The organism is Candidatus Thorarchaeota archaeon, from assembly GCA_013388835.1.
GTDB lineage: Archaea > Asgardarchaeota > Thorarchaeia > Thorarchaeales > Thorarchaeaceae > JACAEL01.
Genome location: JACAEL010000023.1, coordinates 12,363 through 30,022, shown reverse-complemented (window position 1 = coordinate 30,022; position 17,660 = coordinate 12,363). Strand labels below are relative to the sequence as shown.

Here is a 17,660-nt window from a genome sequence, read left to right as displayed (position 1 = left end):
CGTGGATGAATCATCTGTTGTTTCTGTTGACTCGACGACCACTCTCTATGCGCCTCTCGGTTGCGATTCGATTGATACTTGTGTCTTCACCGCAGAGGCCTCTCTCTGCCAAGCGATTGTGGCGGCCAGTCCCTTCATGATGTCCACAGCAGGCTTGTAGCCCAGCTCTGCTTCAATCCGCTTCAAGTCCGCCAAGCTGTCTTGCACGTCACCTAGACGACGCGGCCCGAAGACCTTCGTGGACTTGGACTGGGTATGACTGATGACGGCATCTGCGAGCTTCTCGATGGTTATTCGACCTCCTCCCCCCACATTGTACACACGCCCCTTGGAAATGGCACTGGCCGCTGCCAGTATGTTCGCTTGAACAGCATCAGATACATAGGTGAAGTCTCTGCTCTGCATGCCATCACCCTCTATTGGTAGGGGATCTCCCGCTAGAGCACGAGATATGAATATTGAAATGACCCCCGCATAACTCCCGCCTCGCTGTCGCGGCCCATAGACATTGAAGTATCTCAATGCAGTTGTGTTTAGGCCATATGTGTGACAGAATGAGAGAGCCAGTGTTTCTTGTGTAAGCTTCGTTACTGCATAGGGAGACATGGGCGAAGTGGGCATGACTTCCGACTTGGGCAGGACAGGCGTGTTGCCATACACAGACGATGATGATGCTTGAACGAACTTTCGTACGTCGTTCCTTCTGCAGGCCTCAAGTAAGTTCAGGGTCCCCATGACATTCACGTCGAAATACAGACGGGGGTCTCTTGCAGAGTGCATGACACTGACCTTCGCTGCCTCATGAAACACCACATCTATGTTTCTCGTCGCGCTTTCAACCGTCTCTTGGCTTCTCACATCGCCAACAACAAGCTCGAATCCTGCTCTCTGACGGGAACGCTCAATGTTGGTTTCGTGACCGTTGCTCATGTCGTCGAGAACTCTCACAGCCAAACCAATGTCCAGCAGTCTATCCACCAGGTGCGACCCGATAAACCCGGCACCCCCGGTCACTAGCGCAGTCGTATACTCCAGTTCCATGTTCTGATAAAACCTCTCAGGGAACTCCGTCCATAGCGAGCAATACTCATGGTCTCGGGAAACTCGTACTAAGGGCGCCCGTGTCCTGAGTTGGACTTCCGTACATCCTCTTCACTGGCGTCGTCTTAAAAGGGTTCTCTGGGTGCCGCACCTGGTTGAATCGGTTTGGTGCAGAGGTCCAGCTGCGGAGTATGTGGTCTGCAGAAGGTGGAGCGAATCTCAAGTACCGGACGCGGAAACTCTGTTGCGCAGGTGGTGATGACCACTTGCAGTATGGGTAAGACTGACACAGGGGTGGCTTTCAGTGTCCGCACTCGTTGCAAGTCAGGCAATGCTGGCACCTCTGCAGACTCCGGACCTGACATCTGCAACAGGGCCGGCCGTAGAACAAGACTATTAACTGTGAGTTGATGCGCGACTGGAGGACAGCCATCGACGGAGCTGAGTAGTGTGCCTCTTTGGGTAGTAGTGGACGTAGATACGGAGTTTGACTCCTTCAGGTTCGGTAACTGCGTGGCCTCGGCGCACAACCCAGCTTTGAAAAAAGGAACTGCCCTGCTTGCGGACGTGTTTCGCAGGCTGGACCTCAGAGCGACCTTTCACATTCAGGAACAGGCGGATCCGAATCTGAAGATATCATTGAGATATCCAAGCATAGTGGATGCATTGTCAGATGAAGGCTACGAGATAGGATTGCATTCGCATATCACCTCTACTGATTCAAAGGTAAGATATGACGAAATCTCCTCAGGTGCGTCTTCACTCTGTGATGCAGGACACCGCGTACGAGTGTTCAGGGCCGGATGGTACTTCACCACTACCTCCACGATAAACGTACTGGAGCGACTGCAGATTGACTACGACTGCTCGCCAGTCAAGAACTCTCGTGTCGCGAACATGAGATGGTACGACTTGCCCGACTCTCCGTACTTCCCAAGTACCCACGATGTCACAAGAAGAGGGAGTTCTTCTGTATTGGTCATCCCCGTAACAAACTACAGACTGTGTCTGAACTATTGGCCGAACCAAGCAGGAGAGAGACAGACGGCGGAGAAGGCGATGATTCGGGGACTGAAGTATCTTGGTGACCTGTCGAGAGTTATGGACCGTCCGGTAATTGCCTATGTAACCACCCACTCTTGGAAACCAGTGACTGAAAACGGCGAGTCAATAAGGGGATGGGTTGTAGAACGTTTTGATAAGCTCGCTGCGGTTCTGAGCGAGTACGAATATGAGAGCTTCTCGGTTTCCGAAATGGGGGACCGGTGGAAAGGACTGAGTATTGAACCGTACTGGTTGGATGCACCAGACGTGTTAGGGAGTATTCTTGGATGGAGATCTCCTCGGAAGCACTACCGTCTTGTCCGGTCGATAGGGTCTAGAATCTTGGCGCTCAGATATAGACTGACAGGACATCTGTAGGAGGTCGCCGCCCTGACAGAAACAGTATCAATGAGAGTCTGTAGAAGCCGCAGCATGTGGGAGAACTTGCTCGCGAGAATGGGCCGTCAGGGTGAGATTGCCTCGAACTATGATTGGATTCAGAGTCGCGCACAAGTCAGCAATTCATGCCCACTCAGACTGATAGTAGAGCATGAGGGCAGAACGGCTGCATTGGTCTTCGGCAGACTGATATGGGCAGGCCACACACCCCTCTGGTGTCGACGAGTGTTCGTCTTGGGCGGGCTTGAGGGAAGTCCACTCATTGTTCCGAAGTCGCAACAGGACACAAAACGTTCTGCCGACATCTTAGCAGCAGCAGTGACTAGAATCCCTGGAATGTGCCCCGAGTCCAAGAGCATGGTTCAGATTGATGGGTGGGCTGTGCACATCCATTCGGCAGATAAACATCTGACTGAAACCTTGTTGAAACTGGGCTTTGTTCCAAAGGCAAGAGTTACACCTGTGCTGGCGCTGAATCGTACCAAAGAAGAACTATGGGCGGGACTCGACAAGAAGACTAGGAATGCTGTGAGACAAGCTGAAAAGAGAGGGGTAGAGGTCCACCATTCTCAGTCGGCAGAAAGCTTCGAGCAGTATCTGTCACTAAAGGGACGCTACTATGGAGAACTGAGAGAGCGAGATGTTCAGTCCTATAGACTTGCACTCCGCGCAGGCCTCTTACACATTGTGACTGCAAGAGCCGATGGAAGACTCCTTGGAGCAGCCGCTTTCATCATAACTGACGCGGAGGTGGGGTACCTGGGAAGCGCCATGGACAGAAGCAGTCAGTGGTATAGACCGATGGATGCCATAATGTGGGCGGCAATCATGTACGGACATGAGAACGGTCAGCTCAGATTGAACATGTTCGGGGCAGATTTCCAAGAGCCGAGATTGCGCAGAATAACCCAGTTCAAGATGGGTTTTGGCTGCAGACTTCAGCCATTCACAACGTTCATTGGACTTAGTACGAGGGTCATGGGACGAAGCGTTCTTCCACAGAGAGCAGGTTCAGCATCCATAAGAATCATTGAGAGGAGTCCATTAGTGAAAAGGCTAAGTCCAATCTAGAGCCCAGGAGGAAGGCAGGTGTGCGTATAGGTCTGATTGTTGAACGGCTTGTCGACAGCGATGCCAGTACGTATAGGCATATTGTCGACCTTGCCAATGAACTTGCGCGAAGGGGCGTGAGGGTCTTCTTGATTGCCCCTTTGATATGTTTCTGTCTGTCCGCGGTCCACAAGAATGTCACCTTGGTAAAGCTGCCTCATTCTCGCTTCCGCATGGCAAGACCATTGACAATGGTGGTCGGAATCGTGAGAGCGGTCAGGCAGTACTCGATTAGTGTCCTATATGGTCACATCGTCGGTAAAGTGCTGCTCGCCACGGTCGTCGCGGGGTTTCTGACTTCGAGGAGAACTGTGTTGTGGCATTGTGGTCTGGACACACACGAAAGAGAGGAGTTGAAAGCGGGCCCCACCATGATAAGCTCATTCAGGAGCCTTGCAGCATACGTAATCAGATGGCTGCTCTTCATCGTCCCACTTAGGCATACCACAGTTCTCATCACGGGGACAGAGGAGATGAAGTACACCTACGCTAGATTAGTGCGAGTCCCCATTGATAGGATATGTGTGGTGCATGGTTATGTAGACACGAGTCTCTTCGTACCCATGAGTGGTGACGAGAGGCGAAGGAAGATGGGGTACACAAAGGACGCTTTCGTGTTCATCTATGTGGGTAGACTCACCGAGCAGAAGGGTGTTTCAATCCTGCTTCGAGCGTTCGCCAGCGCATGGAACAAGAACCCCAGGATTCGCCTCCTTATGGTAGGGGGTCACCCACACAGTCCAGCTGCCGAAACAAGACGCATTTCGGAGTACCGCAGGATGGCCGACACTCTCGGTCTGACGGATGTAATCAGATTCGTGGGCTCAGTGCCAAACCAGCATCTTCCAGAGTGCCTTTCAGTATCCGATGCACTTGTACTACCATCGCCAGTTGAGGGATTCCCCCGGGTTGTCGTTGAAGCATTCTCATGCGGAAAGCCAGTGATTGCTTCTGATACTCCGGGAAATCGAGAGGTGTTTGGTCCAGAGCTTGAACATCTGCTCTTCCGTCCAAAAGATGAAGATCAGCTTGCATGCTTGATGGTGAAACTAAGTGAGTACCCAGAAGCAGGGGACCTGGCTCGACTTGTACGCCAGAGAGCTCTTGAGATGTTCAATCTCGAAACCGCAGGAACAACATATCTGAGCGTCTTTCAAAGGGCGATTGCGGCATAGTACGCAGCCACTTGTCGCACATGGCGCACCAGCTCGGGCAGCACCCGGATGGTGTCAAATAAAGTCACAGATTCAGTTTCATGACGATTCGCCGGACCGATTTATCGATGGGGGTCATGCCTGATTCGAGATTCAAGCACCACTCCAACTGCTGGCACTCCGTATCACGGGAGAATCCCAAGGACCGATAGAGAGTATATGCGGCAGTGTTGTTGACGTTCACGGAAATGAACACACGCTTGAGGCAATTCGTGTGGAGGCGGGCAAGAACAAGCTGAACAAGCCGGCGACCAACTCCCATTCGACGATACCTTTTCCGCACATAGACGTCATGAACCCACCACTCATTGGTCAGAGTGTCATATCCAGCCTTGGCTGTACCAATGCGGACGCCCTTCATCCATGCCTCACACACAATGACAAGACGCCGGGCTTCCTCCAGTCGTTTCACTGTGTCAGTGATTGAAGAAGCTGTGTCTGCAAAGGACTCCATAGCAGTCGGACAACGCGCTGTTTTACATCGCAGAACCACATCCTGTTTGGGGGTCGTTGCACTGCTGTGGAAGACCTTTCCCAATCCCTTCACTCCGTGCAGGACATCAAGCAAGAGGAGGAAGCCGTGCCACAAGCAACTAGGAATGACATAGACAACTGGAGCAGCAATGACAGGAACTGAACTCAGATGGACAACAGACGCCGAGTCAGCTGTTGGAAGAGGATGCGTCCACTCGGTACTTCTCTTCAGGTGGGTCCCTACAACCCATCTGAAGCTACTAGTAGATGCTAGACCAAGAGAGTAGACTCTGATGAGTTTTGTGCTGACCAAGGAAAACAGAACGCCTACGTACTGACATGATGAACCCAAGCGCCCACATATGATACTCGGAATCTCAGACCCTCGGACTACCCACCACTCGCCAGAGCGAACTGCGGCCGGATTCTCGACAACAGAACCGCCCATGTAGACATGTTTCCAGCCATCTTTGGAATCAGCCACGAAGAACTGCTCGCCGTATGGTCTGCCATTTGCAGCAATTGAGATGATGCGGTTCAGAACACTGCGGTCGACACGGAACCGTACTGAGTCCGATCGCCAATCCGTTGGCAGAAATCTACGGTATGCGGCTATCAGACGCCGCAACACTCTTCCGGGCCATTTCTTGCGAAGCATCTCGTCGATTATGTCCAAGTCACGATGCCCGATAAGTCGGAGCCTTCCCGCAACTAGGGGATAGGTGACCACTACCGTCAAGAAGGCCAGTCCAACAACGGGAATTGGGCAGTGATTGCGTTCCAAGATGAACAAGACTGCAAGTCCTGGTAGCAGTGCTACCCCGGCCCTCCCAGCTGCGCCATATGAAGTATCAAACAGCTGGTTCTCCTGATTGAGCAAGTACCCGCCAATCCAGATTCCAGTAACAAGTGATACTGATGATGCAAGGGCGGCACCAAGACCGCCCAGATGTGGTACCAGAAGATAGCACGCCACTACGTTGACTACGAGCACCATCAACGACCTAATGGTGGCTATTCGTGGCCTTCCCCAAGCTGCAATGGCAGAGTTGAGATTGTGGAATATGGGAAAGAATGCAGTCTGAAGAACGAACCCATAGAGTATCGAGGCACTGGCAGCATACTGGGGACCAAATACCGACATGATCAGGGGGCCTTGGAAAGCGACTAGGAGTGCGGCCGGAGTGCTGAAGGTCAAGACTAGGCGATTTGATCTGGATAGCAAAGTACTGAACTGGACTGGACTCGAAATTGAGGAGAGAACTGGCAATAAGGTATTTGCGACACTGACTGTCATCATGAGAATGAAGCCCATCAACGTCTGAGCGAATCCAAACAGTCCTAGTTCTGTTTCAGAAGTGAAAACTACAAGGAATAATATGGGGACTGTTGAATGACCGTACTCCAGAAGCGACGACAGAAAGATTGGAAATCCAAACCGAACCATCTTTCCTGCGTTGCTTCTGAAGACTGCGAGGGAGAAGCCAGCCGAATAAGGGGCTCTTGTAGATTTATGCAAGTATGACAGAGACAACCAGCAGCCAGCGAAACCAGAAGCAGCGATTCCTCCGACATAACCTACGGCTTGTAGCGGTTGGCCCAGTATCAAGAGGAACGCTAGCACGACTATCTTCCGGACAATCTCGTTCACAAGTACAACATCAAATCGTGAGTGTGAATATGCTACGGTGTTCGTCATTGTCGCTGCTGCATTGCCGAATACTGCAAGGCAGGCAATTAGCAATACAGTCGAGTAGCAGAAGGAGCATGACATGATGAGCACGGTGGCTGCAACTATCGACACCAGTGTCCAGATGAACCCCAATGACATCTTCAGCAGGATATAGCTACCCAGCATCTGGGAATCCGGCAGCCCCAGCTGCAACTGCTTTCTGCTCAGGCTGACTGCTGCTGTCGAGACCCCAAAGTCCGAAACCTGCATGAAAAGGGCTGAGAAGGCAAGGACGACAGATGCAATGCCCAATGACGACGGCAGTATCAGAAAGGACAGAACAACTGCTGTAAGTACTGACAGGACCATGCTCATGATGTTCCCTGCGGTCAGGAGCATTACACCCCTAACCATCACTGCCGTGTGGGATGGTGTGCCTTCAGACTGCGTTGCCGGGTCGACCCCGTGAGTCAACTTGGAAGCCCCTCCTAAAGTGGCCATGCCAACTCGACTCTCACACTGCCACTCATCGGTAGAGTCTTGTCCGCCACGACTGCAGTCGTGTGCGACTGTGAATTCGGCTCACTTGGTCTATCCCTTCGAGTCCTGTTCTGCCATCGAGAAGAAAAGGTGTGGCTTGAAGAGAGCCTATTCACTCCTGTCACCCATGCCCTGATAGGTTTAGTGGTCGAACTCAGTGGATGTGCCTCACGCTGCCTTGTTGGTCTGATGACCAGAGTCCATCTGACAGGTATCACTCGGGATACTCTGATATACTTGACTGATTGGTTGATGAACAACCAGAAGACGGACGGTTCCTCTTCACCAAACTAGATAAGACCAGAGATGTGCGGTCCTGATCTCTCGAATCACCCACGACCGGAGCATGCTGATTCGTTGGCGAATGTGGTCCGCAGTCATCCAGGAGAGTCTGGAGGTTAACAGATGCGTGTCTGCCGAGTCACTCTTCGAATGGTCCCCCAGATAGGAGGGCTTGAAAACCATGTTCGTTACTTGTCTTCTGCCCAATGGAGGCACGGACATGACGTAGTGATTGTCATGCCCAGGGTCAGAGGGCTGACCAGACACCAGGGACTCGAGACTCATGAGGTGACTCCGTTTGAGGTGAACCCAATGGCTAGCATGCAGACACCCCGCAGGCTTCTGGAGCTGGCGAAGATTGCCCTATTCCTCATACTAGCAATGCGCCTAATCGTCAGACTCCACAAGAAGACAAGATTCGATGTGGTTCACATCCACGGAGGGTTTCCGCTCGCGGTCTTTGCGGTTCTTCTCAGAATCAGTCTCGGCTCTACGACTGTTGTCACACTTCACTCAAGCCCTCGCCCAAGTAGGTGGTTTCGGAGACTTCCTCGTCGTTTGAACCCTCTTGCCAAGGTGGATGCAGTAATAGGCACAAGCGAAGCGATAGCTTCAGAAGTCCTAGAGATGGGAGTGGACCCTGATAGAGTGTGTGCCATTTCCAGCGGAGTGGATTTGGAGTCCGTTCGTGAGTGGGAACAGAAACGTAGAGACAGCTCAAGAGAGGTCATCTTTGTTGGGCGGCTTCGCGGAGTGAAGGGAGTACACTTCCTCATTGAGGCCATGAGGATAGTGGTAGATGCGATTCCTGACGCACACCTCACGGTTGTAGGAGACGGCCCGGACCTGCCGGAGCTAAAGCTACTTGTCAAGCGACTTGGGCTGGATGCAGCTGTCACATTCACGGGAAGCCTATCGCATAGCGGAGTGTTCCGTGAGCTTGCAAAGGCATCTGTGTTCGTATTGCCTTCGACATTCACGAAGAGGGAGGTTGGAGAAGGACGACCAACAGCATTGATGGAGGCGCTATGCATGGGCATTCCAGTGGTTGCCACGAGAGTCGGAGGCATTCCGGAGCTTGTCCGTAATGGAGTAAACGGATTCCTTGTTCAGCCAAATCAGACCAGGGAATTGGCACATTGCATTGTGAGAGTCCTTAGTGATTACAACCTGAGAAAGCAGCTTGGCCAGAACGGACGGGTACTAGGCGAAACTGTGAGCTGGGAAAGAACTGCTGAGAGAGTGGAAGAGGTCTACCGCAAGCATCTGACAAGGAGTGCTCAGAAGACGAGGAAGACCTGCGCCACTAGTCGGATGGAGGAGTACTTCCGATGACAGGACTTCAGCCAACCTCGGTACTTCTGATTACACCCCTGTTTCCTCCCATGATGGGGGGCGCTGAAACAGTTGTTCTGAATCAAGCAAAGCAACTTGCACGACAACACATCAGAGTGACTGTTCTGACTGCTCGGATTCCATCTACGATTGACAAGGAACTGGTTGAAGGAGTACTTGTACGGAGACCGCCAAGAATCGCAGTGGGCAGTCTCAGTGGCGTTACATTCCATCTGACCACATTCGCCTCGTTCCTCGCTCACATTCTCTTGAACACGCGCATCCACTATGATGTCGTGCATTGTCATATGATTCACTATCCAGTGCTAGCAGGCATCATCCTCAAACTGCTAAGACCAAAGACCGTACTCGTCGCCACCAGTCATGGCTCCGACTTGAACACATGCACGAAGCCTGCTCTGTTTAGGGGGATAGTGCGGGGACTGCTCCGATGGATTGACCACCTGATTGTAGTCAGCGACGACCTGCTGAGGATAGCAGGACAACTCGGGGTCCCGTCCCAGAAACGGACAAGGATACCCAATGGGGTGTCTGCACAGTTCTTCAGTGTTCAGTCTGAGAGAAATGTGCAGTATGATGTGTTGTTCTTCGGTGGCATAAAGCATCAGAAGGGACTCCAAGACCTCATTGCTGCGGCAGCGATCCTTCGTGACGGTGGCAATCCAATACGAGTTGCAATCGCCGGCAGGGGTCCCGAACTTGGACGACTCATGAAGATGGCATCTGAGTATCGACTGACCACCGTCGAATTCCTGAATGCGGTGAGTCAAGATGAAATCAGACGACTCTTGACAGTCTCACAGGTTGTCGTCTTCCCCTCAGTATCGGAAGGTATGCCCTGCGCGCTTCTTGAAGCGATGGCAGCAGGAAAGCCAGTGGTGGCCACTGCTGTCGGAGGAATACGAGACGTGATTAGTCACAACTCCGATGGCATGATTGTACCTCCAAACAACCCTAGGAAACTTGCCGAGGCGATACTAGAACTGCTCCACGATTCACAGCTTCGAGATAAACTCTCAAGCGGTGCAAGAAACAAGGCCGCCATGCATTATCGCTGGGAATGCCTAGTGAATCCACTACTACAAGTGTACTCGAAGGCAAGAGATTAGCCATTAGCACTGGAGTGCACCATGTCGGCGCGTCGGTGTGACTCTTCCAGAGGAGGGGTTGGTGCGCCTTAGAACACGTACACAGGCCCTTGAACTCACGTCACTGTGGTCTTCATGTGGCAATGGAAACGTTTCACGTTTCGGGGCTGCATATACAGAGTGCACAGACACGACAAGTGGGGTTGTCTTGGCAGCGTTATGACTGGTCTGGAGGAGTGGCTGCAGCGCTGCCTTATGCGAGCGACAAGAGTCCCACTTCCATTTCTATTATTCAGAACGAGCAGTCCCCAGAATCAATGATGCCTGCCTTCTGATTATGAGGTCCCAGTCATATTGCTTCTTGATAAGTCGGATGGCATTGTCCGACATCGCTCTGCACAGACTCTTATCTTTGGCTGCTCGTATCATTGCAGTTGCTAGATCGTCGGGAGTGCAGTGAGGTACCAAGAGACCAGTGACCTCGTGCCTGACCACCTCTGGGACTCCCCCCACAGCCGTGGCTACAACGGGAGTACCTGACGCCATGGCCTCAAGCACGACTCTGGGCAGACCCTCACTGTGAGACGACAAGACGAAGATATCGGAGTTGTCAAGTAGGGCGGGTATCTGCAGGTGACTCACACGTCCCCTGAACGAGACTGACTCAGAGAGACCAAGACTGTCTCTGAGCCGCTCGAGATTCCGCAATTCTATTCCCGAACCGACTATCTCGAGTCTAGCGTTGGGAATCTGACTGAACACCAGTTTGAAGGCACGAATGAGGACGTCAAACCCCTTGACCGGAACCAAGCTGCCGATTGCAATGAACTGCAGCTGAGGACCGCGGCCGACTTCTCCGACCTTCTTGCTAATGGGTTTGAAGACGCTGGTGTCGACCTTGCTGGGAATCAGAAACAGCTTGCGGCGCGGAATCCCTGCTGCAACTGCGGAGTCCAAGATTCTTCGACTCACGACCCGGACGCGGTCTGCTCGCAAACAGACCCATCGCGAGATGGCACGTATCACGCCCTCAAGGGGATACGACCGGGTCGAGGCTGTGAGTATCTCGCCTTGGACTTCAGCAATCAAGGGGATTCGACCAACTCGGCTTACGATGAAGCCGACCAGGCCAGAAATGACAAGCTCGCTGCACACTACGGCCTTGATTCCTCTCACTATGCAGACAAGGCCCAGCAAGACGCCGGTGACCATGAAAACGACAATGTCGAGTACTCTCCATGTGGTTCTGGGTGACTCGTATAGGACCACCTTGCCTACACGGTCTCGGTGGAACCGAGCATCAGAAGACTGGGTCAGAAGCACAATCTCGGACAGGTAGTACGAGAGTGCCGCCCATGTTCTCCCATTGAGTTCATCACTCTGTAGTCGAGGCGGGAAGACATGGAATCCAAGCACAAGGGTTTTCAAGGGTTTCACCTGTGTCGTTGCTGTATGCGCTGACTATGGCATCAGTTAAGCGTTACTCGCAATCAACAGCTGCCGGCCTTCAGCAGAGCGGGCGAGTGGACTGATGACGGAGTCGAGAGTATGATTGCAGTCACAGCCCAGTCAATTCTGCGGATTGTATGGCTGCATGCAAGAGTCGAGACGAACTTGACGGGTGCGGACTTCGCGCTTGTATGCGGACTGAACAGGACCGATACTATGAGTAGGTCGGATAGAACCTCCACTGTCGGGACCCTGTCCTACTACCCCATGCTCAACTTGGACACACTTGGCAGAGCTGCAAGGTGAGCGTGAGTACGATGGAAAACAGAGAACCACAATCAGCAATGAACACTCTGGTAGGTAAGCTGGCCCGTGTTTCACCTTTGCGTTCGATGGAGTGTTTTGCAATCACAGCGACACTGTTCACCCTCAACCATCTCTGCGATTGCGGGCTTCTGTCCACATTCGGAAGGCTCGTGTTCGGCTTTGTTTCGCTGCTCGTGATTCCTGGAACGATGGCGGTGCAATACCTGCCTCCAAGACTTCGCGGGAGTGATATGGGCATCTGCATGGGTCTGGTTGTCGTTCTTGCTCAAATACTGGTACTGTGGAACCTAGCACTATTGACGGGTCTGCAGATACCTCTACTCGCCGGGATGCTTTCTGGGACCAGTCTTGTAGTGCTGACAACAGGGGTACATCTTCAGAGGCATCGTGCACAGGAACACATCTCGTATCTTCCAACGATTCGCGACTCATACTGGCTCTATGTGGCACTCTTGGTCGGGTTACTACTGCGAGCTGCACTGATGGTGATTGCTCAAGGCGCGATAGCGCCAGATGCGGCCCTTTACTCCTCATATGCGCGAGAGATGCAGAACGGACACTTCATGGTGCCAGTTCACAATGATGGCGCTGTGAAAGAACTATGGAATGGAGTCGAGTACATAAGTCATCAGGGATTGGTCTTCTTGTTTGCATTCTCGTGGCTGCTGTTGCCTCCGTCAGTTAGCGGTCCGACCTTTGTCCTTCTCATTGCAGGGACCCTCCTCCTGTTGCCGACAGCGACTATCATCCGAAACCACTTTGGCAAGGACTGTGAGAACTGGATTGCGTCGGTTATCGCACTGCATCCACTGTTCATTTACCATTCTGCCATAGGATATGGACCCGAGATAACGAGTCTTCTCTTCTCTGCTTTCGCATTTGTCGTCTCTTGCGAGTCTTGGAAACGGAGTAATGCGGGGCTCCTCGTGACCGGTGTGACATTAGGATTCATCAACGAGATCTGGTACACGACCTTCTATATCCTCTGTCTAATCTTTCCACTGCTGATCTGGTACTTTGCAGGACTGAGCAGACAGAACGGAGCATTGCTACAGGTGTGCATGATGGTCGTGCTGACCGTCCGTGTGCTTCAGCCCATCACTACAGTATTCATCACCTGCTGGTCCATGCTCTTCGTGTCACTGCTCGTTCTCAGGAGGAAGAACGCACTGGATTGCAATGACTTTGGAGGACTCATCGCATTCCTGGGAGGGATACTCATTTCATCAGTAGCTTGGCAATGGCCAGCATACCTGAGAAACTGCGCACAGGCCACTGGAAACCATTCACCCGGAGTGGGTCAACTCATCAACGTCCTCAACACCTCACCACTGGACGTTGCCCCACAGTTCGTCTTCTTATTGCTCTTTCACACAGGTTTCTTTGTGATATTGGGCGCAGCAGTAGCGCTTACTGTGCCAACACTGAGACGCACTACAGCTGTGCTGCTACTTGCGGGCTTGCTGACATCTGCTGGAACAATGACAGTGCTGTCTAGCATCACGGGCAGTCTGCAATACTACTACCTGTACTCCGACTCCCGTTTCTTTCTCTTCATCGTATTCATGTTCTGTCTGGGCTCTGCGCCGTTCGGACTGGTGCTTCACCAGTTCCTGCAAGAACTGACGCTTCGCGAGATGAAGCGGCTGCCACGTCACAGGACCAAGCTCGGATCTGCAATCATCCTATCAATTCTGGCACTCAGTTTTGTGCCCTCCTGCGTGCCAATTCCGGCAGGAATAGACCTTGTCATGATTGAGCACCGATACGGATGGCACAGTCTCAACAACATGATTCGAGGAGTACCAACAGATGGTGACAGATTCTTAGTCGAGAGAGCAAGGGAGTTCTCGTGGGTTACGGGCAGAGAAGCGGTGACGTTTGGCTTCGAGAAACAAGGGCTACCAGACCATGAGGCCGCGCAGGTCATCGCACATCTTCAACAACAATACAATGCAAGATACCTGCTCATCGACAGTTATGCGGTTATGCAATGGCGGACTCTTGAGTGGCTGTACTACGATTGGATGCCGGTTGGTTCAACAGTCCTGCTCAACATGTCCGCTCTTCGTTCTATCAAAGACAAGACGATGACAGATCCTCTACTGTCACTGACGCTCGTTGCCACATCCCAAGACGCGGAAACAGGGAAGAGAGTTCGGCTCTTCGAATTCACTTCGGCCACCTATGCCAGAGTTTCAACAATCGACATGCTTGCTCAGGGATGGACGGCCAGCAATGGCGGAAGCATCGTCAATGTCAATGGAACCCCTCAGCTTCAGATTGGAACCCAGTCTGACTACACAAACACACACTGGATTGGAGAAGGGGGGCTGGGTATGTCAATCGGTACAGGATTCATTCTCATGCAGCTCATGAACATCTCATCAAGAGTGACATCTGTCGAGCTCTGGGACGACAGGGGAGAACTCCTCAGATGCGCCATGAGACTCGAGGACCAAGTCTACTATTGCAGTGTCGGCAGTGTAACAATTGGAGACATCCGCATAAAGATTGAGGGAAGCCCCGGCGGTTACACGCTGATAGAGTCGATATCCATCTGGGAAAGGGGTTAGGATTGAGAGTGTCGATTCAAGTCATCTCTGGAAGCAGAGAATCTCAGCTGGACTGCGAGCAGTTCCGCCAGTACAGTGTTGGCATTGTGGATGTCAGCTGCCAGAAGCCGACACAGGACAGCTCGCGAAGGAGTCAACGATAGCAAGCCCAGTCAGCCGAGGGTGCCCGATTCTTGCGGTCAAGGTAGTAGTTGACCTGGTCACGGATTATGTTTCTCAGGCTGTGGTGTGTCCTGTAACCCAGTTCCTGGATTCTCGATGTGCAAGAGAGTAGCATTGGCACATCGGATGGTCGGAATAACTCGGGACAGAACTCAACCCTGACAACACCCTTTGGAGTCTGAATCTCGAGTCCGTGATTCTCAAGCCCAATAGAGAAACTCCCATCCAGAATCATTTGGTCCACTGCTGTCTGTTGCATATCCAGCCCGCAGTATCGTACAGTTTCCATGGACGAAGGGTTCTGAATCTGACCATCTCCGCTAATAGGTCTCAACGAGACCGGTTTCAGCTGGACCATCTAGAGTGACAGGAGCAGATAGGACAAGACGGAATTCGTTCGTTCAGAACCCTGATTGTAGACTGCACCCGGCTTTCCTCTTGCGCCGAGTGTCAAGTAGCCGAAGATGATGTCCAGAACGTGACTCCAGTCTCTGAACGATGTGACATCTCCAATCCGAATAACTCTTGTCTCGTTATAGAGAATACTGACGACCTGTTTCGTTATTGATGAGGTGACGAACTGGTCGCCCCGTCCAGCGCCTTCGTGGTTGAAGGCGCGGCTCACAACGGTTCTCAGACCGTAGGTGACATGGTAGTTGCGCATCAGGTGGTCTGACGCGACCTTGCTGACTGCATATGGGGATATTGGACGGAGAGGGTTCGTCTCTTGAATGGGAACCTCTGGGATGGTGGTTGGGGGCGGAAACACCTCGCCGTACTTCTTGGTGACTTGCTGGCACTGTTTCTCAGAGAAGAAGACAAGACCGTACTCTTCACTTGAGCCAGCAAACACCACCGTAGGGGACACAGCCTTCTGACGAATGGCCTCAAGCAGATTGGCAGTTCCCATCGCATTTACATCAAGTGTGACAATCGGATTGATGAACGACTCCGGCACAAACGACTGCGCGCCCAAGTGGAAGACGTAATCAGGTTCGGACTGATCAATTGCTGAAGCGAGACTTGAGATGTCTGTCAGGTCGCCTGTTACAAAGCGTAGTTGGTCGGACCCCGAACCCATAACTCGTCTTGCAATGTCAGTTCCGCGGGACTTTCTGCGGTCAAGCCCGTAGACATGGGCACCCAGTCCAATCAGATGGTCAATCAGGTAGGCTCCGACGAAGCCCGAGGCTCCCGTGACAAACACGCGAGATTCCTCGTAGTCACTTCTGAGGGTCTCGCTCAGTTCAGTCATTGTGCTTTCTGCCCCAAGTAGTCCACTCGTTGATAGTGCTCGGATTATAAACCAGTTGATGCATCAAGCGAAGCCACAGATTTGTACTCGACAGGACGCCGTGAGAATCTAGCACTGTCTGGTTTCAATGTAATTCAAGAAACGGTGAAGTTTCTTGGGCAGTATGTGACGTGCAATGACAAAGTCAAGGGGGATGGGCTCTTTGGTAAGTATGAGTAGTGCATAGCATAGAAGAAGGGCAAGCGAGAGTGTCAGTGCAGCGGATAGCAGGGTGTCAGGAGAGAGAACATAGAATGCCGCCCCCGCTACCAGTGATGCGGGCACAACACGTGACACTGTGGTACCAAGCCGTCCCTGGAGAGCCACACCCCGTCTCTTGAGCCTGGTGAGGGCCGTTGACAACAAGATGGAGATATAGACACACCTTGTAACGGCAGCACCCAGCAGACCTAGCCACTGTACGAGCGACCAGCAGACAAGTAGTTCGACCCCAATGACCGCTAGACCGACCGACCAGAAGAAGTGAGACTCGTCCATTGACCTCAAGATGGTGTGGAGAGCATATGTCACGCCCCACAGAGAGTAGAACACAACCACCAGTCCGAAGGAGAGCGAAGCACCGGGAAAGGACGAGTAGCTTGTGCCAAAGACTAGACTCAGGGTCCGTTCTGCGTTCATGGAGAGGACTATGGAAACTGGCAGGAGAATGAGCAGCACATATCGTATCAGGAGACTGGCAGGAGCAGAGACAACAGGGGCCTCATGCATCCCAGCGGTGTTGCCAATCTCGAGTCGTGTCAAGACGGGATAGAGAGAAACGGATAGAGACAGAGCAACAAAACTGAGCATGAAGAGCATACCCAGTATCACGTCGTAGACTCCAAGAGAGGCAAGGTCTGTGAGTTGAAGCAGAACCATGCGGTCCGTGTTCTGTATGGTGACGTCTATTGTCTGAAAGAGTAGGCTTGGCAGAGCAAAGGCGAGCACAGGACGCAGTCTCAGTATGCCTTCGTTGGAAGGTAGCGACCGCAGGCTGAATGGAACGAATACCGCAAGGCCCGACAACTCAGCCGCCAACCAACCGAGGAGCACGCCGACCACTCCCATGCCAAGGATTACCAAGATAACGGTGAGAGCCATCCGCATCGTGTCGAAGACTAGCCGTCCTATCGCCAGAGGTCTGACGGAATACCTTGCAAGCAGGAAGGAGTCGGAGAAGACACCCAGCGAAGACAGCGGCGCGATACAATACAGAAGAAAAACCAGGTTTGAATCAAGCAGGCCGCTGGACACCAGAGCAGGAGAGAGAGCGGAGAATGCGACCAGTAGCAGCGCTGATGCGAAGACTATCACCAAGACTGAAGCAGCGAAGAGCGAACGAAGGGCTCTGCCGCCAGCCTTCTCCAGTTCGGGCACGAAACGAGGCATTGCATGATTGAGCCCGGCCGCCCCCATGAATTGCATATAGCCATAGATGATGGCCAGCACTGCGATGCGACCTACTTCCGTCTGTGGCAGAAGACGTGTCAACAGCATGACATTGACGAGTCTGAAAGAGCCAGAGAAGAGCGACTGGACGAGAAGCAGAGTTGTGCCTCGTGCTATGACAGCGGTCGACTGCATTCTCATCCCAACAAACTGCTTATCAGCACAGACAGAGCAGGAGGGACT

11 protein-coding genes and 1 pseudogene are annotated in these 17,660 nt (G+C 52.5%); 7 read left to right on the top strand and 5 right to left on the bottom strand.

Translation table 11 applies throughout. The features are described from left to right. Nucleotides 1-45: 45 nt before the first annotated feature. Entirely contained in the window at nt 46-1,041 is a 996-nt protein-coding gene (locus tag HXY34_04810) for an SDR family oxidoreductase (GenBank protein ID NWF95438.1), read from the bottom strand. 537 nt (nt 1,042-1,578) lie between these two features. On the opposite strand from HXY34_04810, the gene HXY34_04805 reads away from it, so the two are divergent. From HXY34_04805 to HXY34_04795, 3 genes are all read left to right on the top strand, one after another. Then, a complete protein-coding gene (locus tag HXY34_04805; GenBank protein NWF95437.1) occupies nt 1,579-2,463 on the top strand; it encodes a hypothetical protein in 885 nt (294 codons plus the stop codon). Nucleotides 2,464-2,529: 66 nt separating this feature from the next. Next, nucleotides 2,530-3,555, top strand: a complete 1,026-nt coding sequence (locus HXY34_04800; protein ID NWF95436.1) for a peptidoglycan bridge formation glycyltransferase FemA/FemB family protein — start codon at nt 2,530-2,532, stop codon at nt 3,553-3,555. Nucleotides 3,556-3,575: 20 nt separating this feature from the next. Further along, nucleotides 3,576-4,769 (top strand): glycosyltransferase family 4 protein, encoded by a 1,194-nt coding sequence (locus HXY34_04795; protein ID NWF95435.1) that lies wholly within the window; start codon nt 3,576-3,578, stop codon nt 4,767-4,769. A gap of 64 nt (nt 4,770-4,833) precedes the next feature. On the opposite strand, the gene HXY34_04790 is transcribed toward HXY34_04795, so the two are convergent. Further along, entirely contained in the window at nt 4,834-7,428 is a 2,595-nt protein-coding gene (locus tag HXY34_04790; protein ID NWF95434.1) for a GNAT family N-acetyltransferase, read from the bottom strand. A gap of 498 nt (nt 7,429-7,926) precedes the next feature. On the opposite strand from HXY34_04790, the gene HXY34_04785 reads away from it, so the two are divergent. Both HXY34_04785 and HXY34_04780 read left to right on the top strand, forming a co-directional pair. Then, nucleotides 7,927-9,111 carry a glycosyltransferase family 4 protein gene (locus HXY34_04785; protein NWF95433.1) on the top strand — a complete coding sequence of 395 codons (1,185 nt, stop codon included), beginning with the start codon at nt 7,927-7,929 and terminating at the stop codon, nt 9,109-9,111. After that, a complete protein-coding gene (locus HXY34_04780; protein NWF95432.1) occupies nt 9,108-10,241 on the top strand; it encodes a glycosyltransferase family 4 protein in 1,134 nt (377 codons plus the stop codon). Before HXY34_04785 ends, HXY34_04780 begins: the two co-directional genes overlap by 4 nt. A 267-nt stretch (nt 10,242-10,508) precedes the next feature. Here HXY34_04780 and HXY34_04775 read toward each other — a convergent pair whose 3' ends face one another. Then, nucleotides 10,509-11,648, bottom strand: coding sequence for a glycosyltransferase family 4 protein (locus tag HXY34_04775; protein ID NWF95431.1), 1,140 nt, complete (start codon nt 11,646-11,648; stop codon nt 10,509-10,511). A 120-nt stretch (nt 11,649-11,768) separates the two neighbouring features. Between HXY34_04775 and HXY34_04770 the strand changes: the two genes are divergently transcribed. Together HXY34_04770 and HXY34_04765 are read left to right on the top strand one after the other, a co-directional pair. Then, entirely contained in the window at nt 11,769-11,975 is a 207-nt protein-coding gene (locus HXY34_04770) for a hypothetical protein (GenBank protein ID NWF95430.1), read from the top strand. Between the two features lie 11 nt (nt 11,976-11,986). Continuing rightward, complete coding sequence (locus HXY34_04765) at nt 11,987-14,572, top strand: hypothetical protein (GenBank protein ID NWF95429.1); 2,586 nt, start codon at nt 11,987-11,989, stop codon at nt 14,570-14,572. A gap of 133 nt (nt 14,573-14,705) precedes the next feature. Here HXY34_04765 and HXY34_04760 read toward each other — a convergent pair. Both HXY34_04760 and HXY34_04755 read right to left on the bottom strand, forming a co-directional pair. Next, nucleotides 14,706-15,989 (bottom strand): annotated as a pseudogene (locus HXY34_04760) (GDP-mannose 4,6-dehydratase). Nucleotides 15,990-16,097: 108 nt separating this feature from the next. Next, the gene (locus HXY34_04755) at nt 16,098-17,618 is read right to left on the bottom strand and encodes an oligosaccharide flippase family protein (GenBank protein NWF95428.1); all 1,521 of its coding nucleotides are present in this window, start codon (nt 17,616-17,618) and stop codon (nt 16,098-16,100) included. Nucleotides 17,619-17,660: the final 42 nt, after the last annotated feature.